The organism is Aliiruegeria sabulilitoris, assembly GCF_001558155.1.
Lineage (GTDB): Bacteria > Pseudomonadota > Alphaproteobacteria > Rhodobacterales > Rhodobacteraceae > Tropicimonas > Tropicimonas sabulilitoris.
This window is the reverse complement of sequence record NZ_LOAS01000021.1, coordinates 33,876-60,807: the sequence shown is the minus strand read 5'-3', so window position 1 is coordinate 60,807 and position 26,932 is coordinate 33,876. Positions and strand designations below refer to the sequence as shown.

Sequence of the window (26,932 nt, the reverse complement as noted above, 5' to 3'; positions counted from 1 at the left end):
GCCTGTATTTTGCGCAATACTGCCGTTCGTGCCGGCGTGAATCCCGCAATTGGAGCAGACTGGCAGATCCAAAGTCATCACCTAGGCCGAATCCTAGGAGGAGGGCCGTGAACTGATGCCGTGCGAGCTTTCGCCTTGATCGGCGCAATTCGTGGATCAATTGATTTTGCCACGAAACGGAAGCACACAGCAGGCGTCCTACCTGTCCGCTTCTGCGCCTTTCGAGAGGATCATGCACCACTCATGATCCGCGCACGGGAGATTTCATTACTGATCCACATCCTCTGGCGCACGAACAATGGCCAAAGAGGGCTTACGGCGCGATGCGAGGGCGCATCCGCGAAGCTATTCGCCAGACCTGCGAGGAAGTGGGCGTGCGTATCGTGCGCGGCGGGCTGGTGCGCAACCCTTGTCCACATGATCCTGTCCGTCCTACTGAAGTTTTCGCGCTATTTCGCGGTGCAACCGTTCCTGGCACTATTCCCATGGGTCCAGGACGGTCTCGTTTGGGTATGCGTCAGCCGCCCCCATTGACAGGCTTCGCTCGTCAACGGTTTGTTTCCAGGAAAGCAGCCCAGAGAACCAAGACGAGAGAGCCTGTTATGGATACCGCGCCGCAGCACCAGGGTGGAACTGAACAGACGGATGGAAAGCCTGCTGCGATCAATGTCGAATACAGCCAGTCAGCGGGACTGTTGAGCCGGCTGGCAGCGCTCGATTGTTCCATCGCCATCAGCTCCTACCAATCCGGCCTGCTCTATCATCTCGGTCGCGCTCCCACCGGCGGGCTGCACCTGCACCAAACCGGGCTGCCAAAGCCAATGGGCCTTGTCTACGAAGGCGAAGGACGGCTGACCGTCGCCGGAGCAGCGCAAATCATGCGGTTTGAAAACGCTCTGCTGTCGCACGAGCGCATCAACAATACATTCGACGCGTGCTTTGTGCCCCGCCGTATCCACATGACCGGTGCGCTGGACGCTCATGATATTGGCATCGACGCCAAAGGAGAGCCGATCTTCGTCAATACCCGCTTCAATTGCCTTGCCCGGCCCTCGCTGAAACACAGTTTCGAGCCGGTCTGGCAACCGCCCTTCATCGACACCATCGTCGACGAGGACCGCTGCCACCTCAACGGGCTGGCCATGCGCGACGGACAGGCGGCCTATGTCACCGCGGTCTCACGCTCCAACACGATTGACGGGTGGCGGGACCGGCGCGACAGCGGTGGTGTCGTGATCGAGGTCGAGACCGGACGCGTCGTCTGCGAAGGCCTCTCCATGCCGCATTCGCCGCGCTGGTATAACGGTCGGCTCTGGCTGCTCAATGCAGGCACCGGCGAGTTCGGTTATGTCGAAGGACTCGACGCCGCCACGGGGCAGGACAGCGTCCCCGGACGCTTTGTCCCCCTCGCCTTCTGCCCCGGGTTCCTGCGCGGGCTGTCCTTTGCCGGTGGCTACGCCTTCATCGGCTTGTCGAAACCGCGTTACAAGCGCTTCGAAGGTCTCGATCTCGACCGCCGACTGCGGGAGGCCGATAGCGAACCCTGGTGCGGCGTGCAGATCATCGACCTTTCACGCGGCGCTTGCGTCGACTGGTTCCGGATCGACGGCGATGTGGCCGAGCTTTACGACGTCACGACGATCCCCGGCTTCGCCCTGCCCATGGCGATCTCGCCCGACTCACCCGAGGTCGCGCAGTTCGTCACCTGGGACACGCCGTCCCGACACCCGCCTTCGCCGCAATCATCCTCGACCGGAACGCCGCTCTGACCGGGGCAATGCGCGCCAGGAATCGCAAAATGCAAATTGATGTATTTTTGGTGTGACATTTTTTCTAACCATTAGGAATTAGTAAATGGCCGTGTTGACAGCGCGGCCGCTCCTCCACATTTTTATCATAATCTGAAGAAAATCTGTGGTTCGGGCTGCGCGATGCCCATTCCGGAGGCATTTGATGCGAAAGTGAAGGGGCCAAAAGGTATTTTCCGAACCTGTAATTTGGCTCCAGGTTTGGGGGCAGTCATGTCGAACGGAGTTCAAGCGATCTACGGGTCGTCCTGCAAAACCTTGCGCGGTGGCCGGATGACGAAATGGAAAGGCCGGGTGGCGAGCTGCTCGCCAATGCTGGGTCGCTTCCTTGCAACAGTCTCGCCCGCTGCGATCTCCCTTGCAGTCGCATTGCCCGCCGTAACGATCACAACCTCCGCCGAGGCCGCCTGCACCGTTGGGCCGGATACATTCTATTGCTCCGGGAACAATGGCAGTGTCACCCTTTCGGGAAGCCCGCTCACCGTGACGACGAGCACCGATTTCTGGGTTTACGATCCCTTCGGCGGCACCGGCGTCGATCTCAACGGCTATGGTGGCCTGAGCTTCACGCAATCGGGCGATGGGATCATCGAGAGTGGCGACAATGGTATTACCGCCGTGAATGCACCGGGCGCACTCGGGGGCGGCGCACTTGAGGTAACGACGGTCGGAGACGTCTCGGGCTTCAATGGAGATGGCATCCAGGCGACCGGTCTTGCCGGCACGAATGGCCTGTCTGTCACGACAAACGGAACCGTGCTGGGCCAGAACGGGAGCGGGATCGAGGCCCTGAACCAGGGCAACGGCGCGCTGACGGTCACGTCCACAGCAGATGTTTCGGGGACAAGGGAATTCGGCATCTGGGCGTTCCATCAAGGCAGCGGGGCGCTTGCGATCACCGCGAACGGCAACACGACCGGCAACACCATCGGGGTCGTTGGCGTGCATGCCGGCGATGGCGACCTGTCGATCGCGACGACGGGGACGGTAACCGGCGAAAACAACGAAGGGATTTTCGCGAAGCACTATGGCGTCGGAACGCTCGAGATCACGGCGAGCGGAGACGTATCGGGCGGACGGTATGGCGACGGAATAGACGCCCGCCACTACAATAGCGGCGCACTCTCGGTGACCGCGAATGGAGACGTGACCGGCTACTATAGCGGTGTCAATGCGCGACACGTCGGCAGCGGTGACATGTCGATTACGACAACCGGAAACGTGTCCGGCACCAATGTCGACGGAATTCGCGTCGAGAATTTGGGATCTGGCGCAACGGAGATCACGACATCCGGCCCGGTTTCGGGCGGTGATGACGGGATCGAGGCGCGGCATACCGGCTCTGGCTATGGGATCGATTACTACGGCGGAATGGCCCGGGCCACGCAGGCGGCGTCCTACAGCACTGCCAGCGGTTCGCTGACGATCACGGCGACCGGTGACGTGACCGGGGCAGATAACGGGATTGAGGCCTATACTGGGCCTGCCGCTACGGACATGACGATCTCGGCAGCCAATGTCACCGGTGGCGATACTGGTATCTACGCGATCCACCACGGCAGCGGCGCGCTTTCAGTTACGACAACTGGGCAAGTCAGCGGTACGGCTGACGACGGCATTCATGTCGAGAATTCGGGATCGGGCGCCACGGTGATCGCGACGAGCGGACCCGTGTCCGGCGGTGATGACGGGATCGAGGCGCGGCATACCGGCTCTGGCTATGGGATCTATTATTATGGCGGAATGGCCCAGGCAACCGGCGCGGCCTCCTATAGCACCGCCAGCGGTTCGCTGACGATCACGGCGACCGGCGACGTGACCGGGGCAGATATCGGGATCGATGCCTATACCGGGCCGGCGGCCACGGACATGACGATCTCGGCAGCCTCTGTCACCGGAGGAACTACTGGTATCTACGCGAACCATAACGGCAGCGGCGAGCTCTCGATCACGATGACTGGAACGGTCAATGGTGTCCGCGATGACGGGATCATCGCCCAGACGGGTGACAACTCCACCGGTCTGACGATCTCGACAGCCTCCGTCACCGGCGAAACTGGGATCATCGCCCGCCACTATGGCAGCGGCGCCATATCGATCACGACAACCGGCGACGTAACCGGCACCAGCCACAACGGGATTGACGTCTACGGCGACGCTTCGACCTCTGACCTGACGATCTCGGCCACCTCGGTGACCGGGGAATCGGATGGCATCGAAGTCGATCATTTCGGCAGCGGCGCGATTTCGATAACGACGACCGGCGATGTGGTCGGGCTGGACGAAGACGGGATCAACGTCGACAACGGTAGCTCGGGGACGGATCTGACGATCTCGGCGGCTTCGGTCACCGGGGGAGAAGACGGCATCCAAGTCAATCATCGCGGAAGCGGCGCGGCCACGATCACGACGACCGGCGAGGTTGTCGGAGATGGCGACGGTATCGATGTCAACAGCTACGGTTCCGGCGTTGTCACGGTCACGACCACTGGCACCGTTTCCGGTGGTGATCAAGGGATCGAAGTACGGCATGAGGAAAGCGATCAGCAGGAGGTCGCAACACAAGGCGACGCGCTCGCGGAAACCGACATCTCGGTAGACAATGCTGTCGAGGGAGCCGTGACGATCACGGCAACGGACCATGTGAGTGGCGGCGGTGTAGGCATTTTAGCGCAGATTGCCGGCGGTTCCACAGATGTGGACATAACGGCATCCTCGGTCTCTGGCGGCAGTGTAGGTATCGAAGCTATGCATGGTGGTGAGGGTGATATCTCAATCGCGACCAGTGGTGCTATTGAAGGAGGTGCGGCCGGGATACTCGCTCTTGGCGGTCAATATACCGGCGATATGACAGTGACCACCGGCGATGTTACAGGGAGAGTATATGTCGGGATCCTGACATCGCATTCCGGCACCGGTGATCTGGCCGTTAGCGTGTCCGGGGCCGTCACCGGCGGAATCGCAGCAATCACCAACGGCTATGCCCAATATGATAACATTGGTTACAACGCCCAAGGCGGCAGCTTCACGGTCACCTCGACCGGCTCCCTGAACGGCCTCTACGCCTTTGTCGACCTCGCCGAGAACGAGCCGAATTCCGAGTTGAACGTTCTTGGCTCGGTTGACGGAAAGGTCGCGATGGGCTTCGGCTCCGATACATTGCGCATTACCGGCGACGGCGATGACGGCTCGACCGTCGCGGCGGGCACCGTTCTGGACGGGTACGGGCTGGAGAACTGGGAAGGTTTTTTACCCGAAGTGGTTGAAGGGGTTACCGAGGACGACAGCAGCCCCGAGATGGAGGAGACTACCGAGCCGACTTTTGACGAGAGCACGGCGTCGGATATGCTGGTTTTCGACGGCTGGACGGGGCAACTCGACGCCTCGATCCTGAATTTCGAGCAGATCAGCCTCGTCAATGGCACCAACATGGTCTTTGACCCGGCCACCTCCGACACGTTCACCACACCGGATGGCGTGGACGGGTTGCTTTTTGCCATCGAGACCGGCTCCACGGCGCAGTTCCTCGACAGCATGACCATCGAGGGAGATGTGCTCAACCAGGGCACGATCGACCTTTCGACGGCCAATGGCACGGTCGGTACGCGCCTCACCGTGAGCGGCGATTACGAGGCGGCTTCCGATCTGGTGATCGACGCCGATCTTTCCTCGGGCGGCGGCACCGATAACAGCCTTGAGGGCGACGCGGCCTATACCGACCAGATCGTGATTGCGGGCAACGCAAGTGGCACAACTGCGGTGACGGTCAACAATACCGGATCGGGCCTCGCATCCACGGATATCAACGCCAACGAGACGACCGAGAATAACGAGGGCCTGCTCTTTGCACAGGTGCAGGGTGGCACGGCGGCCAGCGACAGCTTCACTCTGGCGGGGGGGGCGGTCGTCGAGGGGCCGTTCCAGCTGGACGTGGTCGCCTTCGATCCGAGCAGTTCCTCGAGTGGCAATTGGGATTACGTGCTGGCCATCACCGGTTACAGCACCAGCGCGACCGCCTATGAATCCCTGCACGTCGCAGGTTTGACCCTTGCCGAACCGGGGACGCTCAGGGATCGCTATCACCGGCGTCAGTTCCTGCTTGGCGGAAATGATGTCCCGAGCCAGTCGACCAACCGTCCGTGGCAGTTCGGGGCCGATCCCGCCGACGGCAAGACTGGCGTCTGGATGCTGCTCGACGGAAGCTGGGAGGAGTTCCGCCCGGCCAACTCGTCGACCAACACGAAATACGATGTCGATAGCTGGAAGCTCCAGTTCGGTGTGGATACGCTCCTGGCCAGCCACGAGTCGGGCGACCTGTTTGGCGGCATCGCCCTGCACAAGGGTGGGGTCTCGCTGGACGCCAAGTCGGATGCGGGCTCGGCCTCGAACAACACGGATTCGTACGGGGTTTCGGTGATGCTGACATGGCTCGGCCTCAACGGGTTCTATGTCGATGGTCAAGCCATCCTGCACCGGTTCGAGAGCGACCTGTCGGCCGCGGGCTTCGGAACGGTTGCCTCGGGCGTGAAGGGCTCCGGCCACACCTTCTCCCTCGAATTCGGCAAGCGGTTCGAGGATGTGCGCGGCTGGGACCTGATCCCGCAGGTCCAGTTCTCGCATACCGATGTCGATTTCGAAAGCTTCGACGGACCATCCGGCGAGAAGGTGGATCCCGGGGACGCCAGCAGCTTCGCCACCCGCATCGGACTGGCGGCCGAGCGCGAATGGCAATTGTCGAATACGCGCGAGGCGTCCTTCTACGGACTGGCCAATGTCGTCCATGAATCCTTCACCGAGTCGGGCGTGGATGTCGACGGCTTCGACCTGCTGTCTGATGTGCCGGAATGGACGGGCGAGATCGGTCTTGGCGGTTCGCTGACCTGGGATGACGGCATGGGGACCGTCTTCGCCGAAGTCACGGCTACGGAAGCCTTGAGCGACGGGACCGCCTCCGGCCTCAGCGGCCAGGTCGGGTTCGCTTTCCGATTCTAGGCGCGAGAAGACTTGATCGCCGGGGCTGCTCTTCCAGGCAGCCCCTTGCCCCGTCTGTACCGAACGACTTTCCCGATGGCCGGGGTAGGCCAGCCATGGTGCGTACCGGAAAACAGAACACGGCCAATTCAAAGGCGCTTGTCAGACGAAGCGTTTTGGCCTGAGCAATGGCACTGCGCGCGCGCGGAGATCTCTTGGTGATTGTTGCGCAAAGTGAAAATGCCCGCCGGATCCGAAGGCAGTGAAAGCTCTCACGATTGTCGCTCTCAACGGTCGCAGGGTAATTCGGTGAGAAGGAGCGAGAGTAAAGCGAATGCCGTGAAGGTCCACAGTGCCGGCGTTCGAGGCGTTCGTGCCGGCCGCTGAGTTGGTCAATAAAGGCTCTTCGCAGCCGTTCGCCGCGGCTCCTTCGAGCGGCGGGATCGGAACTGTGGATTGCTCCCCCCTTCTACTCACTAAACAGCCCGCGCAGTCGCCGCTTCGCGCCTTGATGCACGGGCTGTTCGTTCGCCAGGGGACACCCTTGGACCCCGAGCGCCGCTTGCGCGCCGCGCGGGAGGCGTTCCATCCTCCCACACCCGCCAGGGGCCTTCAGCCGGACCAGAGAGCACGCCTCCCCTCTGGACTCCCCGGGCAAAGACCGCTCGCCGCCTGTCTCTGCACTCCTCGGGCCGCCTTCAGCGCGACCAGGGGGCAACTCTTCGCCAGGCTCGCCCCCTTGGAACCCCGTCCAGGCGTCTTCCGACGGACCCGGGAGCCGTTCTGCACATTCCCGGGACCCTTTGCGCCCGGAGACGGCGTTCCGCACCCTTCTCCGAGCCTCTTCCCGCTCGGCGAGCACCGGTAGCGCAGGGTTTCCTGAACCAACCAAGGCTTTCCCAGACCAAGAACGGATTTCCATGAACCCGAAAGGGAGCAGGCGGGAGGCCGACATCATCGTGCGCGCGCCTTGTGTCGCGCACGATGATGCGGTCCCCGCGGAGAGAGGCAGGGAGAGCCGGATCGGGAGGCGTGGCGATGTCTCAAGAGGAGCACACTATGCTCGATACAACTGCTTCACCCGAAACCGGAACGCTGAACTGGCAGGAACTGCTTGCTGTCGGTGATGTCGTTTCCTATCGCTTCCCGGTGTCCGAGGAAGACGGAACGGCAACGCCCAAGGTGCGCCCCTGCCTCGTCCTAGATGTCGAAACCATCGCCGGCACGACCTACGCGCTCCTGGCCTATGGCACGACATCGCCGACCCGCGCCAATGCCGGCTACGAGATCCGCGTCCGAGCGCCGAAAGCACTTCGGCCGGCGGGGCTGCACAGACCAACGCGGTTCGTCGGCGCACGCCGGCTGCTCGTCCCGTTGGATAGCGCGGGATTCGTTGCCGGCGGGCCGGCCGGGACACCCATGCTTGGTCACCTGGATGGAGCCGCGTTCGATCGGATGAACGAGGTCCGTGCGCGCATTCACGCCGAGCGCGACATGGCCGCCGATCGGCGCGCCTCTCGCAGAAACGGCCGGGGCCGTTCCCGTGCGCCGCGCCCCTTCGTCGTGGAACACCGGCACCCCCGCCGTATCACCCGCAACAAGGAGGCCTCGTGATGATGATGGATATGGAAAACAATCAACTCGTAGAGCGTGTTGAACACGCGCTTGCCTTGCGCCGCGCTGCCCGCAACATGCTGCCGGGGTCGACCCTGGTGCATCTCCAGCATTCTCAGCGGAGCATGGTGACCCACATCTGAAAGCGTCTCGGCTTCGGCCAGATTTTCGACGAGGACATGGTGCAGGAACTCGACACCCTAATCGCCTTACTGGAGCGCGAGGCCGAGAAAGGAACCGAACACGGCTGGCAACACGACGAGAATGACAACAACGGCGGCTACGAAACCGTCAGTCATGACGACCGTGCCAAGGTCTTGCTGAACAGCTCCGGCATTCTGCGGCAGTTGCACGACGCGATTGCGGTGGTGCTCGATGCCGTCGATGCAGTGCAGATCACGATGAACATGCTCGAAGACGCGTAGCGGTCTTGCGGCGGCGCCTTCGGGCGCCGTCTCCTTGAGGGGCAGAACGCCCCGCGTCGGGACTGGATCACCCGACGAAGGCGCGCCGGCGACCAAATCTCCGCGTTTGCTGCTCCGATGCCGGCGCGCCGCCATTCCTCAACTCCAGCTGTCGTCGAGATCAGGGGCAGACAGCAGCCCGTGCTCGAAAAAAACTTTGTGCAGCCCTGCAAGTCTATGAATTCAAACGAAACAAAATCTCACCGTTTCCAGAAGGTCGAACGCATCTCCTGACCTCCTGAAGAAGAGGTCCATGATGCCAGCCGCCCGCCCATCCCAAGCCGCCGTCTCGAATGTCCTGTCCGCCATGGCGGAACATGGCATCGTCGCGCAGTCGATCCAGATCGATGCCGATGGTGGATTCGTCGTTCAGATCTCCACGCCTGTGCTGACCGCGCCGGTGAGTGTCGCGGCCCAGACGGTCGTGGAAGAACAACCTCCCGCATACGAGTAATCCCATGGAACTGTCGAAGCCTTATCCCGGTCTGTGCAAGGAAGAAACGCCGACGGGTGCGACGCGATGGCGTGTGCGCGTGGAAGGCGAGAAGACCCGGCGGATCACGCTGGCCGTTACGCCGGACCATGCCGCGTTCGACGCCCATTACGATGCCGCCCGGGAAGGTCGGAAGCTGGAAGCCGCGCCCGAGAAGAGGGTCATCAAGGGGACCCTGGACGCGCTCCGCGACGATTACCTGGCCTGGATGGAGATCCAGGTGCAGGGCGGCAAGCTCTCGACCGGCACGCTCAGCAGCCGCAGGACGGGGCTGAACCAGGCTTGCGACTGCCTGACGCCGAAAGGCAAGCGCATGGGGTCCGTTACCGCGGACCTGCCCGAAGAAGCTTTCATCCGCATCGTCGACAGTTTCGAGACCCGCACCGCGGCGGCGCAGACCTGCCTGAAGGCCCTGCGCGCTGCCTACACATGGGGCGCCAAGCGCGGCTATCCGAAGAACAGCCCTGTCTTCGGGGTCTCTGCCAACCATGAAGAGGGCGGGGGAGCGGTTTCCTGGACACCGGCGGACATCGCGATGTTCCTGAAGCGGCATGGCCCCGGCACCATGGCGCGGCTCTGGTTCTGCCTCTCCCACGCCCTGGCCAACCGGATCGGCGACTCGCGTATCCTCGGGCCGGGCAACGAGCGGGTGATCAACGGCGTGCGGTTCCTGGAATGGCAGCCGCAGAAGAAGGGCTCGAAGTTCGTCTCAATCCCGATGCATGACATTCTGGCGAACGAACTCGCCTTTCACGAACCGGACGAAACCTACCTGCGGACAACGCATGGCGAACCCTTCGCTTCCACGGCTGCGCTCGGCAATCGGGTTCGCCAGTGGATCATCCAGGCCGGTCTCTGCATCGAGGCGGAGAACGCCGAGGGCGAGACCGTGAAGAAGGCGACCCGGTCGCAGCACGGCATCCGCAAGGGCGTCGCCGAGATGATGGCGGAAGCGGGTGCCTCGGTCTACGAAATTGGCGCGGTCCTGGCCCATGCCGAGACGAAAACCACTCAGCGCTACACGGAAAAAACCGACCGCCGTAAGCTCGCCGCCGAGGCCGCAAAGAAGCGCGCCAACACCGAAGGTGTCCCACGGGCCCAAAAGCGTGGGACACAATAGGGCGAAACCACCAATATTGTAAGGCTTTCAGGGAGAAAGTGGCAGTCCGTAGGGGAATCGAACCCCTCTTTCCAGGTTGAAAACCTGGCGTCCTAACCGATAGACGAACGGACCGTACCGGCGTGGCGGTCTTACTAGCCAAGGATTCGCGGCATTGCAACCCGGATTTGCACGTGATCGGCACAAGACAAGGCGAATGTTTTCAGAGGCCTTCCTCTGGCCCGGGCTGCCTTAGATTCCGGTGCGCTGCAGCCATGCTGTCAAGGCGGTTTCGGACCGCCTCGGCGGGCTCGCAGGCGCGGCGCGTCTGCAGGCTCACATGGATCAGCAATTGCTCGGCTGTGGCCATTTCTTCGCCGGCGGCGTTGAACATCCGGTGGAACAGGCGCAGCTTCTTGCCGGAGCCGTCGAGGATCTGGCTGCGGACGACGATACGCTCCCCGGCCTTTGCCTCATTGAGGAAACGAATGCGGATATCGACGGTGAAATAGCTCAACCCGGTGGCCACATAGGCGGCATCCGCCCCGATGGCCGTCATCATTGCATCGGCGGCATCCGAAAAGGCCTGTCCGAAGCGGCTCTCGTTCATGTGGCCATTATAGTCGGTCCAGTCGATAGGCACGATCCGGTCGACGGTGGTGAGCGGCCCGTCCGCCTGCGCGGGGGCGGGCAGGGTGGCCTCGTGCTCAGAGATCAGCGCGCCCGCTGCCGCGCCGCGGGCCTTGAGCGCGCGCATCATGGCGACCAGATTGTCGTCGCGCAGGCGTTCCAATTCGCGAATGGAGAGATGGCCGGATTGCGCGTCGGATTGCCCGGCGATCAGATCGACCAACTCGTCGGTGAATTCGGGCACATCCATGAGCTTGGTCCAGGGCCATTCCAGCGCCGGGCCGAACTGGGCCATGAAATGCTTCATCCCCGCCTCGCCGCCGGCAATGCGGTAGGTTTCGAACAGCCCCATCTGCGCCCAGCGGAGACCGAAGCCGTAGCGGATCGCGTTGTCGATCTCCTCGGTGGTGGCGATGCCGTCCTTGACCAGCCAGAGGCTCTCGCGCCAGACGGCTTCGAGCAGCCGGTCGGCGATATGGGCGTCGATCTCGGCGCGCACCGTCAGGGGATACATGCCGATGGCGCGCAGGATGTCGCTTGCCGCTTCCGGGGCGCCCACTAACTCGACCAGCGGCAGCAGGTAGACCGGGTTGAAGGGATGGGCGACGAAAATGCGCTCGGGATGCGCGCGGCCCTCTCGCAGCTCCGACGGCTTGAAGCCCGAGGTTGAAGACCCGATCAGCAGGTCCTCAGGCGCGGTGGCCTCGATCTCCTCCAGCACCATCTGCTTGAGAAAGAGCCGCTCCGGCACGCTCTCCTGCACCCAGTCGGCACCGTCGATGGCCTGGGTGATGGTGTCGACCTTCGTGAGTTGACCTTCGGGGGGCAGCGCGCGGTCATAGAGCATGGGCAGCGCGCGGCGGGCATTGGCCAGCACCGCGCCGATCTTGCGCTCCGATTGTGGGTCGGGATCGAAGAGCCTCACGTCCCAGCCGTTAAGCAGGAAACGTGCGGCCCAACCGCCGCCGATAACCCCGCCGCCAATGATCGCTGCCGTCTTTTTCATGGAAATCCTCAGTCGATACACATTTCGAATTCGCGGCCCTCATCATCGAGAAAGACGTGGCAGCCGAAGATCGGGCTGTGCGTGGAACATGTCCGCGAGTCGGCCATGCACATGCCGGTGCAATCCGTTTCCGCATTGCATACCTTGCCCGCGTCGGGGGTCGGCAGCGTGCAGATGGGGTTCGGATTGAACGCCCCTGCCACGCCCCAGTTGCCGCCTTGTGCGGCGCATTCCGCCGCCTCGGCATCGTCAATCTTCCGTTGTGCCTCGTCGCTCTGGCAGGAGGCGAGCGCGAAAAAGGCAAGGCCCACAAGGAAATAACGTGTCATGTCATGGCTCCCTTCGGGCGCGAGCCTAGGCGAGCGGGGCACGCTTTTCCAAGCCGAGCCGTTGCCGCACGGCCTCGGGGCCGACAACCTGTGCGCCCATCCCCTCGATGATCCCGCGGGCACGTTCCACGAGCTGGGCATTGGTCGCCAGAACACCCTTGCCAAGCCAGAGATTGTCCTCAAGCCCGACGCGAACGTTGCCGCCCGCCAGCACGGATGCGGCGACATACGGCATCTGGTGCCGGCCGAGCGAGAAGGCGGACCAGGTCCAGTCCTTTGGCACATTGTTGACCATGGCTAGGAAGGTGTTGAGGTCATCCGGTGCGCCCCAGGGCACGCCCATGCAGAGCTGCACGAGGGCAGGGGAGGCGAGCACGCCTTCCTGCACCAGCGCCTTGGCCAGCCACAGGTGACCGGTGTCGAACGCTTCGATCTCGGGCTTCACGCCCAGCTCGGTCATCATCGACCCCATCGCGCGCAGCATGCCGGGGGTGTTGGTCATCACGTAATCGGCTTCGGCGAAATTCATCGTGCCGCAATCGAGCGTGCAGATCTCGGGCCGGCATTCGGCGATATGTGCCACGCGTTCCTCCGCCGGGATCATGTCGGTGCCGGGCTGCAAGGGCAGGGGGGCGTCGGGACGGCCGAAGACGAGGTCGCCGCCCATGCCGGCGGTCAGGTTCAGAACCACGTCGACCTCCGAGTCACGAATCCGCTCCGTCACCTCGCGGTAGAACGCCTTGTCGCGTGCCGGGGCGCCGGTTTCGGGGTCGCGGACGTGGCAGTGGACAATCGCCGCGCCGGCCCTCGCGGCCGCGATGGCAGATTGGGCGATCTCTTCAGGCGAGCGCGGCACATGCGGGGAGCGATCCTGCGTTCCGCCCGATCCGGTCACGGCGCAGGTGATGAAAACCTCGCGGTTCATTTCGAGGGGCATGGGAGATCCTCCTGAGGGTTTCGGGAAAAGCTAGACGGATTGACCGGCGCGTTTGTGCCCGATTATCTGGAATCATGCCGGATTGGATCAAGCCCTCACAGAAAAGCTGGCAAGTCGGGGTGCTGCTCTTCGAGCGGTTCTCGATGCATTGCCTGTCCAACATGGTCGAACCGCTGCGCGCGGCCAACGAGCTTTTGGGGCGGCGGATTTATCGGTGGGACGTGCTGACGCTGGACGGGGCACCGGTCAGCTCCTCCTCGGGGTTCACCGTGACACCCGATTACGCGCTGTCGCGCGCGCCGGGCGGCGACATGTTGTTCCTGTTGCCGAGCTACGGCGCTCGGGCGCTGGCGACGCCCGCCTGCAACCGGGCGCTGCGCGGGGCGGCGCGACGGTTTTCTACTTTGGTCGGGCTGGACATGGGAAGCTGGCTTTTGGCGGAGGCGGGCCTGCTCGACGGCTACGAGGCGACGATCCATTTCGACGAGTTGGACGCCTTTTCCCGGCATTTCCCGGAGGTACACGCCCGCCGCCGCCGCTGGGTGAAAGATCGCAATCTCTGGTCGGCAGGGGGCGCGATGGCGGCTTACGAATTGATTGTGGATCATCTTGCCGAAACGCACGGGGCGGCGCTCTCGCTCGAACTTGCCTCGCTCTTCATGCATTCCGATGCCGAGGCGCCGCGTTTCGACATCCCCTCGCAGAGCGATCGTTATGTCGCCCGGGCGCTTGCGGAAATGGAGGCGCATATCGAGGAGCCCCTGCCGATCGCCGCGCTTGCCAGCGCGGCCGGTTGTCCGCAGCGGGAACTGGAGCAACGATTCTCGCGCCGGCTCGGGGCGACGCCGCGCAAGGTCTATGCCCGGTTGCGGCTGAACGTGGCGCGAAGGCTGCTGCAGGAGGGGCGCATGCGCACATCCGAAGTGGCGCTTCGGTGTGGATATACGGATTCCAGCGCCTTCTCACGCGCCTTCCGGCGGGAATTCAGGTGCTCCCCGAGGGACTTAAGGCCCTGACACGGTAAAGGGGCGTCAAAATGTACTGCCGGTTTCTTGGGCAGGGCGTTGACGGGCCATTGCATCCCAAGCGGTTTGGTAGTCAAATCCGCGCCACCTGCCTGCGATGCGGGCAATACCAACTTGGGAGAGTTTTCATGAACATTTCGCGGACCGTCACCGCGGCGCTTCTTGGCGCCACCGTGATCGCCGGCGCTGCCTCGGCAAAGACGCTCGTCTACTGCTCCGAGGGCTCGCCCGAAGGTTTTGATCCGGCGCTCTACACGTCCGGCACCACCTTCGATGCGTCTTCGCACCCGATCTACAACCGCCTCGTCGAGTTCGAAACCGGCACGACCAACGTGGTCCCGGGGCTGGCCGAGAGCTGGGAAGCCTCCGAGGATGGGCTGGAATACACCTTCAACCTGCGCAAGGGCGTGAAGTTCCACTCCAACGACGCCTTCACGCCGACGCGTGACTTCAACGCCGATGACGTGATCTTCTCGTTCGAGCGCCAGTGGAAAGCAGACAACCCCTACAATCAGGTCTCCGGCGGCACCTGGGAGTATTTCGGCGGCATGTCCATGCCCGATCTGCTCAAGGAGATCGTCAAGGTTGACGACTACACCGTGAAATTCGTTCTGAACCGTCCGGAAGCCCCGATGGTTGCGAACCTCGCGATGGATTTCGCCTCGATCCTGTCGGCCGAATATGGCGACGCGATGCTGGCGGCCGGCACCCCCGAGCAGCTCAACCAGGCGCCGATCGGCACCGGTCCGTTCACCTTCGTTGCCTACCAGAAGGATGCCGTGATCCGCTACGCGGCGAACGCGGACTACTGGAAAGAGGCCTCGCCGCTGGAAAACCTCGTCTTCGCCATCACGCCGGACGCCTCGGTGCGCTACCAGAAGATGAAGGCCGGTGAATGCCACGTGATGCCCTATCCGAACCCGGCCGACCTTGAGGCCATGGGCGCGGATGAAGACATCAACCTGCTCCAGCAGGAAGGCCTGAACGTGGGCTACCTCGCCTACAACGCGCAAGTGGCGCCCTTCGACAACCCGAAGGTCCGCAAGGCGCTGAACATGGCGATCGACAAGAACGCCATCATCGACGTGGTCTTCCAGGGCGCCGGTGTGGTCGCCAAGAACCCGATCCCGCCGACCATCTGGTCCTATAACGAGGCCATCGAAGACGATTCCTACGATCCGGAAGCTGCCAAGGCCGCTCTGGAAGCCGAAGGTGTAACCGATCTGTCGATGAAGATCTGGGCGATGCCGGTGCAACGTCCCTACAACCCGAACGCCCGCCGCATGGCCGAGCTGATGCAGGAGGATTTCTCCAAGATCGGCGTGGATGTCGAGGTGGTCTCCTACGAATGGGGCGAGTACCTGTCGCGTTCGAAGGAACTGGACCGCGATGGTGCCGTCCTGCTTGGCTGGACCGGCGACAATGGCGATCCGGACAACTTCCTGGCCGTTCTGCTTGGCTGTGACGGCGTCGGCAAATCGAACCGCGCCCAGTGGTGCAACGAAGAGTTCGACGCGCTGATCCAGAAGGCGAAGATCACTTCCGACATGGCTGAGCGTACCAAGCTCTACGAAGAAGCCCAGGTTGTGTTCAAGCGCGAAGCGCCGTGGGCCACCATTGCCCACTCGACCGTCTTCATGCCGGTGCGTCCGGAAGTCGAGGGTTACAAGGTGCACCCGCTGGGCGGGCACATCTTCTATGGCGTGGATCTCTCTGAGTAATCCACTCAACAGGACCGGGGCGGAAACGCCCCGGTTCTTTCTTTGCCCAACCGGGGCGACGGGATGGCCGATGTAGACGGGGGCGCCGCCCCTGGAGCTCTTCGAGCTCTTCCCCGGAGGCACGATGTTCTCCCGGAAGGTCTTTTTCGGCCCTCGGGAGCCGCAAATCGGACGCCTTTCCGCTTTTTGCTCACTATTCAACAAGGTTTGCCATAATGGACCGCTACTCCGCGCTTCGCCAAACGGCTCGGCAACTTGGTGTTGACGCCATCGCCCTGGTGCCAGGGCCGAATTTCGAACGGCTCTACAACAAGTCGTTTCACAGCCATGAACGGCCGCTGGTCATCGTCGTTCCCGTCGAGGGGGCGCCGGCCGCTGTCGTGCCCAATCTGGAACTGAAAAGCTTCGAGCCGCTCGGTTTTGAAGGCGTGGTCTTCGACTGGCGCGACCAGGTTGGCTATTCGGGGGCCTTCGAGGCGCTGGCCGGGCATTTGCCGCTGAGGCGGCTCGCCGTGGAAGGGCAGGTGATGCGCGTTTTCGTGCACCAGGCGCTGGCCTCTGCGAATCCGGGGCTTGAAATCGTCGATGCCGAACGCGAGATTTCCGGCTTGCGGCTGGTGAAGACGCCCGAGGAAATTTCGATCCTTGAAGAAGCAATCCGGATTTCCGAGACCGCGCTGTCCGAGACGGTGGCACAGGTCCGCGCCGGCCAGACCGAGCGCCAGGTTGAAAACCTGTTGACCATGGCGCTGTTTCGCAATGGCGCCGAGGAACATGCATTCGGCCCGATCGTGGCGGCGGGCGACAATTCGGCCAAGCCGCACGCCCATTCGCGCGCCGATTACGCCATCCAGCCCGGCGATGCGCTTCTGTTTGATTTTGGAGCGAAATTCGGCGGTTTGAACGCGGACATCACCCGCACTTTCTTTGTCGGACACGCGCCGGAAGAGGCGGCCGAGCTTTACCAGACGGTGCTGGCGGCCAATCTCAGAGGGCACGAGGTTACCCGCGCCGGCGTTACGGCCCATGAGGTGGATGACGCCTGCACCACGGTACTGGAAAACTCCAAATTCGCGGATCTGATCCGCCACAAGACCGGCCACGGACTCGGCCGTGCGGTGCATGAAGCGCCGCAAGTCATGCGTGGAAATCCCGAAAAACTCGACTCCGGTATGGTGTTTACCATCGAACCGGGGCTATACCGCGCCGGGTCTATCGGGGTGCGTATCGAGGACGACGTGCTTGTCACCGACACCGGGTGCCGCTCTCTCACCACCTATCCCAAGAACCTTACGGTAATAGGATAATGCTGAATTTCCTTCTGTCCCGCCTGTTGACGTTCATCCCGACTTTCATCGGCGTGACTCTCATCTCCTTCTCCTTCATCCGCGTGCTGCCGGGCGATCCGATCATCGTCATGGCCGGCGAGCGCGGCATGAGCGAGGAACGCTATGCCGAGTTGCGCGCGCAGTTCGGCTTCGACCAGCCGATCTTCTCGCAATACTGGGATTACATGACCGGCGTGCTGCAGGGCGATCTCGGCACCAGCTTCGTCACCAAGAAGCCCGTGTTCGACGAGTTCTTCGCCCTCTTCCCGGCAACGCTGGAGCTGTCGCTCTGCGCCATCACGCTGGCGATCCTGCTTGGTATCCCGGCGGGCATCATCGCGGCGATCAACCGGGGCAAGTTCTTTGACCGGGCGCTGATGTCCTCGGCTCTGGTTGGCTACTCGATGCCGATCTTCTGGTGGGCGCTGCTGATGATCATCGTCTTCTCAGGCTGGCTCGGCTGGACGCCGGTCTCGGGACGGATCTCGCTGATGTTCTTCTTTGACGACGTGACCGGTTTCATGCTGATCGACAGCTTGCTCTCGGGACAGGCCGGTGCTTTCAAATCCGCCGCCAGCCACCTGATCCTGCCGACGATCGTGTTGGCCACAATCCCGCTGGCCGTTATCGCGCGACAGACCCGCTCTGCCATGCTCGAGGTGTTGGGCGAGGATTACATCCGTACCGCCCGCGCCAAGGGCCTGCCGCCGTCGCGGATCACCTATGTCCACGCATTGCGCAACGCGCTGATCCCGGTCATCACCGTGATCGGCCTGTTGGTTGGCACGCTGCTGGCCGGCGCGATCCTGACCGAGACGATCTTCTCCTGGCCGGGCATCGGCAAGTGGATGGTCGATTCGATCTATCGCCGCGACTACCCCGTCGTACAGGGCGGCCTGATGCTCATCGCCGTCATGGTGATGGTCGTGAACCTTACCGTTGATGTGCTCTACGGCCTCATCAACCCGAAGATCCGGAAATCCTGACATGGTCGAGACAACCCAATCCATCGAACGTCCCGGCCGCCTTAAGGAATTCTGGTACTATTTCCGGGAAAACCGGGGGGCCGTCATCGGGCTCTACGTCTTCCTCGGCGTCTTCTTCGTCGCGGTCTTCGCGCCGTGGCTTGCGCCCTATGACCCCACCGAGCAATTCCGCGAGCATTTCCTTCAACCGCCGGCCTGGCAGGAAGGCGGCAGTTGGGATTTCGTGCTCGGAACCGACGCGCTCGGACGTGACCTCGCCTCGCGCCTGATCCACGGTGCGCGCTTCTCCTTCTTCGTGGGCGTTGTCGTCGTCGTCATCTCCACGACGGGCGGCATTTCCATTGGCCTTCTGGCCGGTTTCGCCCCGAAATGGCTCGACACGATCATCATGCGCCTCATGGACGTGATCTTGGCCTTCCCCTCGCTGCTGTTGGCCCTCGTGCTGGTTGCCGTGCTGGGCCCGTCGCTGATGAATGCCGTCATCGCCATCGCCATCGTGCTTCAGCCGCATTACGTGCGCCTGACGCGGGCCGCCGTGATCTCGGAACGCCACAAGGATTACGTGACCTCGGCCAAGGTGGCCGGTGCGGGCCGCTTCCGGATGATGTTCATCACCGTGCTGCCCAACTGCCTCGCGCCGATCATCGTGCAGGCGGCGTTGAGCTTCTCCAACGCCATTCTCGACGTGGCCGCCCTTGGCTTCCTCGGCATGGGTGCGCAGCCGCCCACACCGGAATGGGGCACCATGCTCGCCGAGGCGCGGGAGTTCATCCTGCGTGCCTGGTGGGTCGTTACCTTCCCCGGTCTTGCCATCCTGATCACGGTGCTCGCCATCAACTTGATGGGCGACGGTCTGCGCGATGCGCTCGATCCCAAGCTGAAGAGGAGCTGACGACATGTCCCTGCTTGAAGTCCGCAACCTCTCCGTCGAGTTTGAAACCACCTCGGGCCGCTTCCGCGCCGTGGATGGGTTCGACCTGACGCTCAACCCCGGCGACATCACCGCAATCGTGGGGGAATCCGGCTCCGGCAAGTCCGTGGCCTTCCTCGCCATGATGGGGCTGCTGCCCTGGACGGCGACCATCACATCGGACGTGATGAAATTCGACGGAAACGACCTGAACCAGATCACGCCGAAGCAGCGGCGCAAGATCGTCGGCAAGGACATGTCGATGATCTTCCAGGAGCCGATGACCTCGCTCAACCCGTGCTACACGGTTGGCTTCCAGATCAAGGAAGCGCTGCGCATCCATCTCGGCATGGACCGAAAGGCGCGCCATGCCCGCGCCATCGAGCTGTTTGAACAGGTCGGTATCCCGGCGCCGGAAACGCGTCTCGGCAGCTTCCCGCACCAGATGTCGGGCGGCATGAACCAGCGGGTGATGATCGCCATGGCGATTGCCTGCAAGCCCAAGATGCTGATCGCCGACGAGCCGACCACCGCGCTCGATGTGACCATCCAGGCGCAGATCCTCGAATTGCTGACGAGCCTGCAGGAAGAGACCGGCATGGCGCTCGTGCTCATCACCCATGACATGGGCGTGGTCGCCGAAACGGCGCAGCAGGTCTCGGTGCAATATGCCGGACAGAAATGCGAACAACAGGAGGTGACGGCGCTCTTTACACGCCCGCATCACCCCTACACTGCGGCGTTGCTGGCCGCGCTCCCCGAGCGCGCGACAACCAAGCACCTGCCGACCATTCCCGGCGTCGTACCGGGGCAGTTCGACCGGCCAAATGGCTGCATGTTCTCGCCCCGTTGCTCGATGGCGACGGATCTCTGCCACTCGACGCCGCCACCCGTTGGCGGGCCCGAGATCGGTTTTGCCCGCTGCCACACGCCCATCAATCTCAATGCGGAGGAAGAGGCATGAGCGAACCCGTCCTCGTCGCCGAGAACCTGACGCAGGAATACGTCCTCAAGGGCGGCATGTTCGGCAAGGACCGCATCGTGCGCGCCCTGACCGGCGCCTCCTTCAGCCTTGAACCGGGCAAGACACTGGCCGTGGTGGGGGAATCCGGCTGCGGCAAGTCCACGCTCGCACGCTGCATCACCATGATCGAGGAACCGGCTGCCGGTTCTTTCGTTCTTGATGGCAAAAAGGCGACCGCCGCGAACCATGACGAACTGCGCACAACCGTTCAGATCGTTTTCCAGGACCCCTATGGATCGCTCAACCCGCGCCAACGCTGTGGCCAGATCCTCGAAGAGCCGCTGATCATCAACCACCCCGAGATGCCGTCTGCCGAACGTACGCGCCGGGCGCGGGAGATGCTGGAACTGGTGGGTCTGCGCCCCGAGCATTACGACCGGTACCCGCACATGTTCTCCGGCGGCCAGCGCCAGCGTATCGCGGTCGGCCGCGCTTTGATGCTGGAACCCAAGGTGCTGGTGCTCGACGAGCCGGTCTCCGCGCTGGACCTCTCGATCCAGTCCCAGATCCTCAACCTGCTGGTGGACCTGCAGGAACGCCTTGGGCTGGCCTATCTCTTCATCAGCCACGACCTGTCTGTCGTGAAGCATATCGCCGACGACGTGATCGTGATGTATCTCGGCCGCCCGGTGGAAGTCGCCACCAAGGAGGCGCTCTTCGAACATCAGCGCCACCCCTATACCAAGGCGCTGCTCTCCGCGACGCCAATGGCCGACCCGACCCTACGCAAGCAACGGATCAAGCTTACGGGCGAGTTGCCCTCGCCGGTCAACATCCCCCCCGGCTGCCCCTTCAGCCCCCGCTGCTGGAAGGCAACGGACAAATGTCGCACGGAACGGCCCGAACTGGATCAGGGCCCCCATCGCGCCGCTTGCCATTTCCCGGAGTAGGCCGCGCCGTCGGTCTATTCCTTTTTCCGGGAATATCCCGGGGGCAGCGCTTGAAAAGTGCGCGGAGGGCAGAGTCCTCCGTTCGCCACTTCCAACGACATCTGCTCTCTTGTGACGGCCCCCGCAAAGGGCTCATCTGGTAGGCGCGGCCTTCCTGCGTGGCGAAATCCGCTCGGCATCGAGTGAAATGGTTGCTCGGGGGCGCGGGCCTGCCTAAAACTGGTTGGGTAGCGCAAACAGGGTCATACCGATCATTGCGGGAAATTTGGGGAGAACTCGGTGAATTCCAATCCACCGGGACAAATGCAACCTGAGCTTGCCGAGACGGCGGCCTTCTCCCAAGCCTTCGAAGCCTGGGAGGGTGCTGCTTGTGCCGCGGATTTCCCCTATGCGCCCGTGCTTGCGCTGTATCAAAGGCTCGGCAAGCATTTCGTGCCGGAGCCGGTGACCGACAGCCTGAATCGGGTACGCAAGGACCATGGGCCGGTTGCCCGCGCGCCGCGCCTGCGCGCTTTTCTCGACTGCGCATTGGACAAGCGTGATGGCCGCTACGACTACGCCAGCTATTGCGCGCTCGAACTTCTGGAGTTTCCCGGCCACCAGTCCGTCGCCCTGAGCCCGGACGAGGTCGCGCGGCAACGCGATTTGGCCCTGCTGGCCCTGCTGGGGGACCTTGTCGCGTTTGAATGGCACGCATTGCAAGGGCAGGAGACCCGGCTGCCGCAGATGCGACCCGATGCGGCGCTTGCCTGGAAGCGGGTTCAGCGCGTGCTGGCGGCGATGCGCCCCTCGCTCGTGCGCCTGCGCTGGCAGAACGACGCCTTGCCCGGCAAGATCGACCCTCAAGAGTATCTCGATTGGCGGCAGGCGATGTTGTCCGATGAGGACCGGACGAGAATGGCGCTGAGCATCCTGCCGGTTCACGTAGTTCATGACGAGTACATGTTCCTGCGCACCCTTCAGGCTTTCGAGGCGAATTTCGCCTGGATCGCGGTGCTTCTGCATGGTGCGATTCAGGCTCTGGATGCCGATGATGGAAGGGCGCTGCAAAAGCTGGAACAGGCCAACACCTACCTGCGTGAGACGGCGCGACTCTTTCCTCTGCTCGGTACGATGCAGGTGGCTGCATTCCACGATTTCCGCCGCTTCACCGAGGGCGCCAGCGCGATTCAGTCGGCGGGCTACAAGAAGGTCGAGGCGCTCTGCCGGCGGCCGGATGCAGAGCGGTTGAATTCGATTGCCTATGCCGCCGTGCCGGCGGTGCGTGCCTCCGTGCAGAACGGCCAGCATACGCTGGAAGATGCCTTTGCGCAGGCAAAGGAACGCTGCTGCCTTTCCGCTCCCATTCTGGATGGTATCGAAGCGGAAATGGGCCATTTCGCCGGTCAGTTGCTGCGCTGGCGGCAGGCACATCTGCAATTGGCGCGGCGGTTCCTCGGCGAAAAGGGCGGCACCGGGTATACCGAGGGCGTACCATATCTCGCTTCGGTAAAGGATATTCCGGTGTTTCAGACGGTCGTTGCCCGGTCCTGAACGGCAGGTTCCCGATCGCTAGATCACCTTGTCCACTTTTCCGACCGCCCCGGCGATGCGATGGGCATTTGCGAGGTCGTTCCCGCGCGCACGGGCTTCGGCCTCCTCCGGGGTGTGGTCATGATTGATCCAACGGCGCACGAGGCGCTCCAGCAGGATCGTCTCGGGTATGTCGAGATAGCAGGAAAGATCCCACAGCCCGGCGAGCCGATCCCATGGCGCTTCGGAGAAGCAGAGATAATTCCCCTCGACCACCGCGATGCGGTCCTGCGGGCCGATGGCGATGGCACCGGCAACCGAGAGGTCCCTGTCGCGATCGAAGGTCGGCAGGATGACCTCCTCTTCCGTCTTCAGGCGCTCCATTGCGTGGATGAAACCCAAGGCGTCGAATGTTTCCGGTGCGCCCTTGCGGGCAAGGAGCCCGCGCGTTTCAAGCAGGACATTGTCGAGATGGAACCCGTCCATGGGCACGATCACGGCGCCGGCACCGCGGCTGTTCAATTCATCGACAAGATCCCGGGCGAGGTGGGACTTGCCCGAAGCCGGCGCGCCGGCAATCGCGATCAGGCTCCGCCGTCCGGACGGCTGAACCCCGATAATCTGGTCGGCAAGCTCAAGCAGACGCTTTCGGTTCATGTCCTTCCTCTCCTTTGCAGACCGTAGCCGCGGCCGGGCGATAGCGGCAAGGGCCGGTCGCGATCCATCTGTCCATTCGGTGGGCGTTATGCATTTACCGGAGATCCCGCTGTGGGGACATGAGGCATGATGCGCGCCAGTGGCGTCTTGAATGGCCCGGCTCGCGGCCAGGGAAATTCATTCCATGTTGACAGCCTAGATGCGTCTTTTCATTGTTCCCTTCTGGATCAGGGGGTGCACCGTGACGACATGCGAAGGGGACAGCAGACCCAACAGGGAAGCCGCCGCTTCCGTGCGCGGGTCAAACCAGAGCGGTTTGCGTGCGCATAACGAGCGTCTCATCCTGGCGCTTCTACGGAACACGGGGCCGATGCCGAAGGCAGAGATCGCTCGGGTGACCGGGCTGTCCGCCCAGAGCGTTTCCGTCATCATGCGCGGGCTGGAGCAAGAGGGGCTGCTGGAACGGGGCGAGGCCATTCGTGGCAAGGTTGGCCAGCCGTCGGTGCCGATGCGCCTCGCGCCTGATGGTGCGTATTTCTTCGGGCTGAAGGTTGGTCGGCGCTCGGTCGACCTGTTGCTTGTCAATTTCGTTGGTGAGATTCTCGGGCGGACCCATATGGCCCACGCCTATCCGACTCCGGAGGAAGTGATAGGTTTCGCCCGGTCTTCCGTGGAGGAATTGCGAGGAAAACTGTCGCCCAAACAGGCTGCTCGCATTGCAGGACTTGGTGTCGCGATTCCGTTTCGCCTGTGGGACTGGGCGGCGTCCATCGGGGCTCCGGCCGAGGAAATCCGCGAGTGGCAGAATCGGGACATCCGGAAGGAGTTGTCCGAGATGTTCGATTTTCCCGTCTATCTTCAGAATGACGCAACCGCAGCTTGCGGTGCCGAACTGGTGTTTGGATCCGGGCCCAAGCCGCAGAGCTTCCTGCATTTCTTTTTCGGCTATTTCGTCGGAGGAGGCCTGGTGTTGAACGGGCAGCTTTTCGTCGGTCGCACCGGCAACGCCGCGGCCCTCGGTTCCCTGCCGATCCCCGCGCTTGGGGGCGCGCATCTGCAACTCGTCGACGTCGCCTCGCTCTCGGTTCTGGAGGGAATGCTGTCCGATCAGGGCGCGGCGAGCGCTGCGCTCTGGGGCAACCCGCGGGAATGGAACTTAAACAAGGAAGTGGTCGATCAATGGATTCGCGATGCCAGCGCCGGTCTGGCCTATGCGATCGCCGCCTCGGTCTGCGTGGTCGATTGCGACACGGTCTTGATCGATGGCTGGATCCCGGAGGATACACGCGCGCGTCTGGTTTCGCGGACCAATGCCGCGCTGCGCGATCTGGACTTCAACGGCATCGAGTTGCCGCAGGTCCGCCCGGGAACCGTTGGCCCGGATGGTCGCGCACTGGGCGCTGCCGGCCAGCCGCTTTCGGACCGCTATCTTGTCGATCTCAACGCGATGCTCAACACCGGGTAGCGTGGAGCGTTGATCCAGTGGCCCGGCGCCGGTAGGCAGGACGGAATCCGCCGCGAAACAGGATGCTGGAAATGGCCGACAAATCAGACTTTTCCTATGGAAGTCACCTGCAACTGGACAAGCTGCTGTCGGCACAGGCCCCGGTTTCGGACCGGCATGACGAATTGCTGTTCATCATCCAGCACCAGACGAGCGAATTGTGGTTCCGCCTCGTTCTGGCCGAAACCGATGCGGCCCGCAGCCGCCTGAAGGCAGGCAACCTGCGCGGCGCGCTCAAGTCGCTGAAACGGGTGGCGGTGGTTCTCGAGCACCTTGTTCAGAGCTGGGAGGTGCTGCGGCAGTTGGATCCGGTCGATTTCCTGTCCTTTCGCGGAGATCTGGGAGAGGCGTCCGGGTTCCAGTCGTGGCAGTACCGGCTGCTGGAATTCGCCCTTGGCAATCGGGACCGCGACATGCTCGGTGCCCATCGCGACTGGCCGGAAGCTGTTGCGCAACTGGAGGCAGAGCTTTCCCGCCCATCTCTCTACCAGGAGTGCCTGATCGTGCTGAATGCGCGGATCGGGACGGAAATCCCCCTCGAGGTGCTGATGCCGGGCGGCGCCCATCAGCGGCAACAGGCGGTGCTCGATGCATGGGCAGTGGTCTATCGCGACCGTGAGGGCCAGGCGGAGCTCTATGATCTCGCCGAGCAATTGATCGAAATCGAGGATCGTTTCCGTTGCTGGCGGTTCAACCATGTCACCACGGTCGAACGCGTGATCGGTGCCAAGGAGGGCACAGGGGGCACGAGCGGCGTGCACTATCTCAGACGCATGCTCGAGGTCGTGCTGTTCCCGGAGCTCTGGGAGGTCCGCACGGTGCTGTGAGCCCGCCCGAGCTTTACGCTTGCGCGCGGCAGTTGCACCTGCAAGGCATGGAAAAGGAAATTTTGGAGGGTGCTGAATATGAATCTGAAAGTGGGATTGATCGCCTGTTCGCTGCTGCTTGCTGCGGGATGTGATACATTTACCGGCAACACGAGCTTTGCCGAGCGCAGCGAGACCGTCAGCCTGACCGGGACGGTCGAGGCGATTTTCCCGGAAGATCGCCTGTTCAAGGTTCGCGATGGCGGCACCGCCGTGGTGTTCCGCGCAGGACCGCAGGTCAAGAATTTCGGTGAACTCGAAGTCGGTGACACGGTGACGATGGACTATTACGAGTCCGTTGCCGTGGGCATGGCTGACCCGGCCGATCCGGGCACCGCGATCGGTGAAGTCATGGTCGGAACGGCCGCGGAAGGTGACAAGCCGGGCGCTGCGATGATCGGCTCCGGATCGACCGTGGTCGAGTTCCTGTCCTATGACGAGCTGACTCAAAGCGCGGTGATCAAGCTGGCGGATGGAACGGTAGAGCGTGTCGGCGTTGCGCCGGAAATGCGCGCCTTTGCCGCCGCGAGAACCGCAGGCGACCGGATTGCCGTTGCCGTGGATCGGGCGCTTGCCGTGGCTGTCGTGCCGAGCGAGTGACGCTGGCTACCTTAACCGAAAACGGCCAGCCGTCAGGGCTGGCCGTTCTTGTTTGAGAGCCGTACGGCCCTTTATTTCTTGTCGTCTGTCTTGCTCTGGACGTATTTCTTGAGCAGGAACATCGGCAAAACCATGATGGCGATCATCGTGGCGACCCAGACGATCAGGGTGCCCAGCAGCCAGGTGCTCAGACCGGTGATCTGCATCCCCCCAACCAGAATCGTGGTGATCCACAATCCGACAAAGGTGGTGACGAGCGCGACGCCGCCCTTGAGCGCGGGCAGGCTCTTTTCGGACATGTTCTCGATGACCGGCCCGGCAATAGCGACGGCCACGGAGAGCAGCAACGTCGCGACGATGAATCCCTGCGCCGTAAAGCTGAACGACTCACCAAGCACCACGCTGGCGACGAAAAGCCCAATCGCGTTCGCCAGAACATGCGTGGCTATATTAATCAGCATCCGAACCATCTGGTCCTCCTGTTGGCCTTTTGTCGCCGATAGTAACCTCCAAATGCCTTAATCCAAGGAATAATTCGGTGGAATCGTTGTGTTGAAA

At 62.7% G+C, this 26,932-nt stretch carries 23 protein-coding genes and 1 tRNA gene; 18 read left to right on the top strand and 6 right to left on the bottom strand.

Annotation, left to right across the window (positions count from 1 at the left end; translation table 11 throughout):
* Positions 1-602: 602 nt before the first annotated feature.
* From AX756_RS16775 to AX756_RS16750, 7 genes are all read left to right on the top strand, one after another.
* On the top strand, positions 603-1,769 hold the full coding sequence (locus AX756_RS16775) for a TIGR03032 family protein (RefSeq protein ID WP_068314166.1): 1,167 nt from the start codon (positions 603-605) through the stop codon (positions 1,767-1,769).
* Positions 1,770-2,021: 252 nt separating this feature from the next.
* Positions 2,022-6,800 (top strand): autotransporter outer membrane beta-barrel domain-containing protein, encoded by a 4,779-nt coding sequence (locus AX756_RS16770; RefSeq protein ID WP_197431088.1) that lies wholly within the window; start codon positions 2,022-2,024, stop codon positions 6,798-6,800.
* Between the two features lie 1,038 nt (positions 6,801-7,838).
* Complete coding sequence (locus tag AX756_RS16765; RefSeq protein ID WP_082739157.1) at positions 7,839-8,393, top strand: hypothetical protein; 555 nt, start codon at positions 7,839-7,841, stop codon at positions 8,391-8,393.
* The gene (locus tag AX756_RS25695; RefSeq protein WP_156461536.1) at positions 8,393-8,536 is read left to right on the top strand and encodes a hypothetical protein; all 144 of its coding nucleotides are present in this window, start codon (positions 8,393-8,395) and stop codon (positions 8,534-8,536) included. The genes AX756_RS16765 and AX756_RS25695 overlap by 1 nt, the downstream gene beginning before the upstream one ends.
* Before the next feature lie 36 nt (positions 8,537-8,572).
* The gene (locus AX756_RS16760) at positions 8,573-8,818 is read left to right on the top strand and encodes a hypothetical protein (protein ID WP_068314157.1); all 246 of its coding nucleotides are present in this window, start codon (positions 8,573-8,575) and stop codon (positions 8,816-8,818) included.
* A gap of 292 nt (positions 8,819-9,110) precedes the next feature.
* Positions 9,111-9,311, top strand: coding sequence for a hypothetical protein (locus AX756_RS16755; RefSeq protein ID WP_068314154.1), 201 nt, complete (start codon positions 9,111-9,113; stop codon positions 9,309-9,311).
* A gap of 4 nt (positions 9,312-9,315) precedes the next feature.
* Positions 9,316-10,470: a tyrosine-type recombinase/integrase gene (locus AX756_RS16750; protein WP_068314151.1), complete on the top strand. Its 1,155-nt coding sequence runs from the start codon at positions 9,316-9,318 to the stop codon at positions 10,468-10,470.
* A gap of 39 nt (positions 10,471-10,509) precedes the next feature.
* Here AX756_RS16750 and AX756_RS16745 read toward each other — a convergent pair.
* From AX756_RS16745 to bcoG, 4 genes are all read right to left on the bottom strand, one after another.
* Positions 10,510-10,584, bottom strand: a tRNA-Glu gene (locus tag AX756_RS16745).
* An 88-nt stretch (positions 10,585-10,672) separates the two neighbouring features.
* Positions 10,673-12,085, bottom strand: a complete 1,413-nt coding sequence (locus tag AX756_RS16740; protein ID WP_068314148.1) for a carnitine 3-dehydrogenase — start codon at positions 12,083-12,085, stop codon at positions 10,673-10,675.
* An 8-nt stretch (positions 12,086-12,093) separates the two neighbouring features.
* A complete protein-coding gene (locus AX756_RS16735) occupies positions 12,094-12,414 on the bottom strand; it encodes a hypothetical protein (protein WP_068314145.1) in 321 nt (106 codons plus the stop codon).
* 25 nt (positions 12,415-12,439) lie between these two features.
* Positions 12,440-13,351 carry a 3-dehydrocarnitine:acetyl-CoA trimethylamine transferase BcoG gene (gene bcoG, locus AX756_RS16730; protein ID WP_068314142.1) on the bottom strand — a complete coding sequence of 304 codons (912 nt, stop codon included), beginning with the start codon at positions 13,349-13,351 and terminating at the stop codon, positions 12,440-12,442.
* 74 nt (positions 13,352-13,425) lie between these two features.
* Here bcoG and AX756_RS16725 point away from each other — a divergent pair, with 74 nt between their 5' ends.
* The 8 genes from AX756_RS16725 to AX756_RS16690 all read left to right on the top strand — a co-directional run bounded on the left by AX756_RS16725 (position 13,426) and on the right by AX756_RS16690 (position 22,768).
* Positions 13,426-14,367: a GlxA family transcriptional regulator gene (locus AX756_RS16725; protein WP_068314139.1), complete on the top strand. Its 942-nt coding sequence runs from the start codon at positions 13,426-13,428 to the stop codon at positions 14,365-14,367.
* 137 nt (positions 14,368-14,504) lie between these two features.
* On the top strand, positions 14,505-16,097 hold the full coding sequence (locus AX756_RS16720; RefSeq protein WP_068314136.1) for an ABC transporter substrate-binding protein: 1,593 nt from the start codon (positions 14,505-14,507) through the stop codon (positions 16,095-16,097).
* A 215-nt stretch (positions 16,098-16,312) separates the two neighbouring features.
* Entirely contained in the window at positions 16,313-17,404 is a 1,092-nt protein-coding gene (locus AX756_RS16715; protein WP_068314134.1) for a M24 family metallopeptidase, read from the top strand.
* Positions 17,404-18,411 carry an ABC transporter permease subunit gene (locus AX756_RS16710; RefSeq protein WP_068314131.1) on the top strand — a complete coding sequence of 336 codons (1,008 nt, stop codon included), beginning with the start codon at positions 17,404-17,406 and terminating at the stop codon, positions 18,409-18,411. Before AX756_RS16715 ends, AX756_RS16710 begins: the two co-directional genes overlap by 1 nt.
* Position 18,412: 1 nt before the next feature.
* Complete coding sequence (locus AX756_RS16705; RefSeq protein ID WP_068314128.1) at positions 18,413-19,303, top strand: ABC transporter permease subunit; 891 nt, start codon at positions 18,413-18,415, stop codon at positions 19,301-19,303.
* A 4-nt stretch (positions 19,304-19,307) separates the two neighbouring features.
* Entirely contained in the window at positions 19,308-20,285 is a 978-nt protein-coding gene (locus tag AX756_RS16700) for an ABC transporter ATP-binding protein (protein ID WP_068314125.1), read from the top strand.
* Positions 20,282-21,235, top strand: coding sequence for an ABC transporter ATP-binding protein (locus AX756_RS16695; protein ID WP_068314122.1), 954 nt, complete (start codon positions 20,282-20,284; stop codon positions 21,233-21,235). The genes AX756_RS16700 and AX756_RS16695 overlap by 4 nt, the downstream gene beginning before the upstream one ends.
* 279 nt (positions 21,236-21,514) lie before the next feature.
* The gene (locus AX756_RS16690; RefSeq protein WP_156461535.1) at positions 21,515-22,768 is read left to right on the top strand and encodes a tryptophan 2,3-dioxygenase; all 1,254 of its coding nucleotides are present in this window, start codon (positions 21,515-21,517) and stop codon (positions 22,766-22,768) included.
* An 18-nt stretch (positions 22,769-22,786) separates the two neighbouring features.
* Here AX756_RS16690 and AX756_RS16685 read toward each other — a convergent pair whose 3' ends face one another.
* Positions 22,787-23,404 (bottom strand): nucleoside/nucleotide kinase family protein, encoded by a 618-nt coding sequence (locus AX756_RS16685; RefSeq protein WP_068314116.1) that lies wholly within the window; start codon positions 23,402-23,404, stop codon positions 22,787-22,789.
* Between the two features lie 370 nt (positions 23,405-23,774).
* On the opposite strand from AX756_RS16685, the gene AX756_RS16680 reads away from it, so the two are divergent.
* From AX756_RS16680 to AX756_RS16670, 3 genes are all read left to right on the top strand, one after another.
* Positions 23,775-24,869: an ROK family transcriptional regulator gene (locus AX756_RS16680; protein ID WP_231701086.1), complete on the top strand. Its 1,095-nt coding sequence runs from the start codon at positions 23,775-23,777 to the stop codon at positions 24,867-24,869.
* A 71-nt stretch (positions 24,870-24,940) separates the two neighbouring features.
* Positions 24,941-25,735, top strand: a complete 795-nt coding sequence (locus AX756_RS16675; protein WP_231701085.1) for a tryptophan 2,3-dioxygenase — start codon at positions 24,941-24,943, stop codon at positions 25,733-25,735.
* Between the two features lie 78 nt (positions 25,736-25,813).
* Entirely contained in the window at positions 25,814-26,374 is a 561-nt protein-coding gene (locus AX756_RS16670) for a hypothetical protein (protein WP_068314110.1), read from the top strand.
* A gap of 71 nt (positions 26,375-26,445) precedes the next feature.
* Here the strand turns inward: AX756_RS16670 and AX756_RS16665 are convergent, their stop codons facing one another.
* Complete coding sequence (locus tag AX756_RS16665) at positions 26,446-26,844, bottom strand: phage holin family protein (protein WP_068314107.1); 399 nt, start codon at positions 26,842-26,844, stop codon at positions 26,446-26,448.
* Positions 26,845-26,932: the final 88 nt, after the last annotated feature.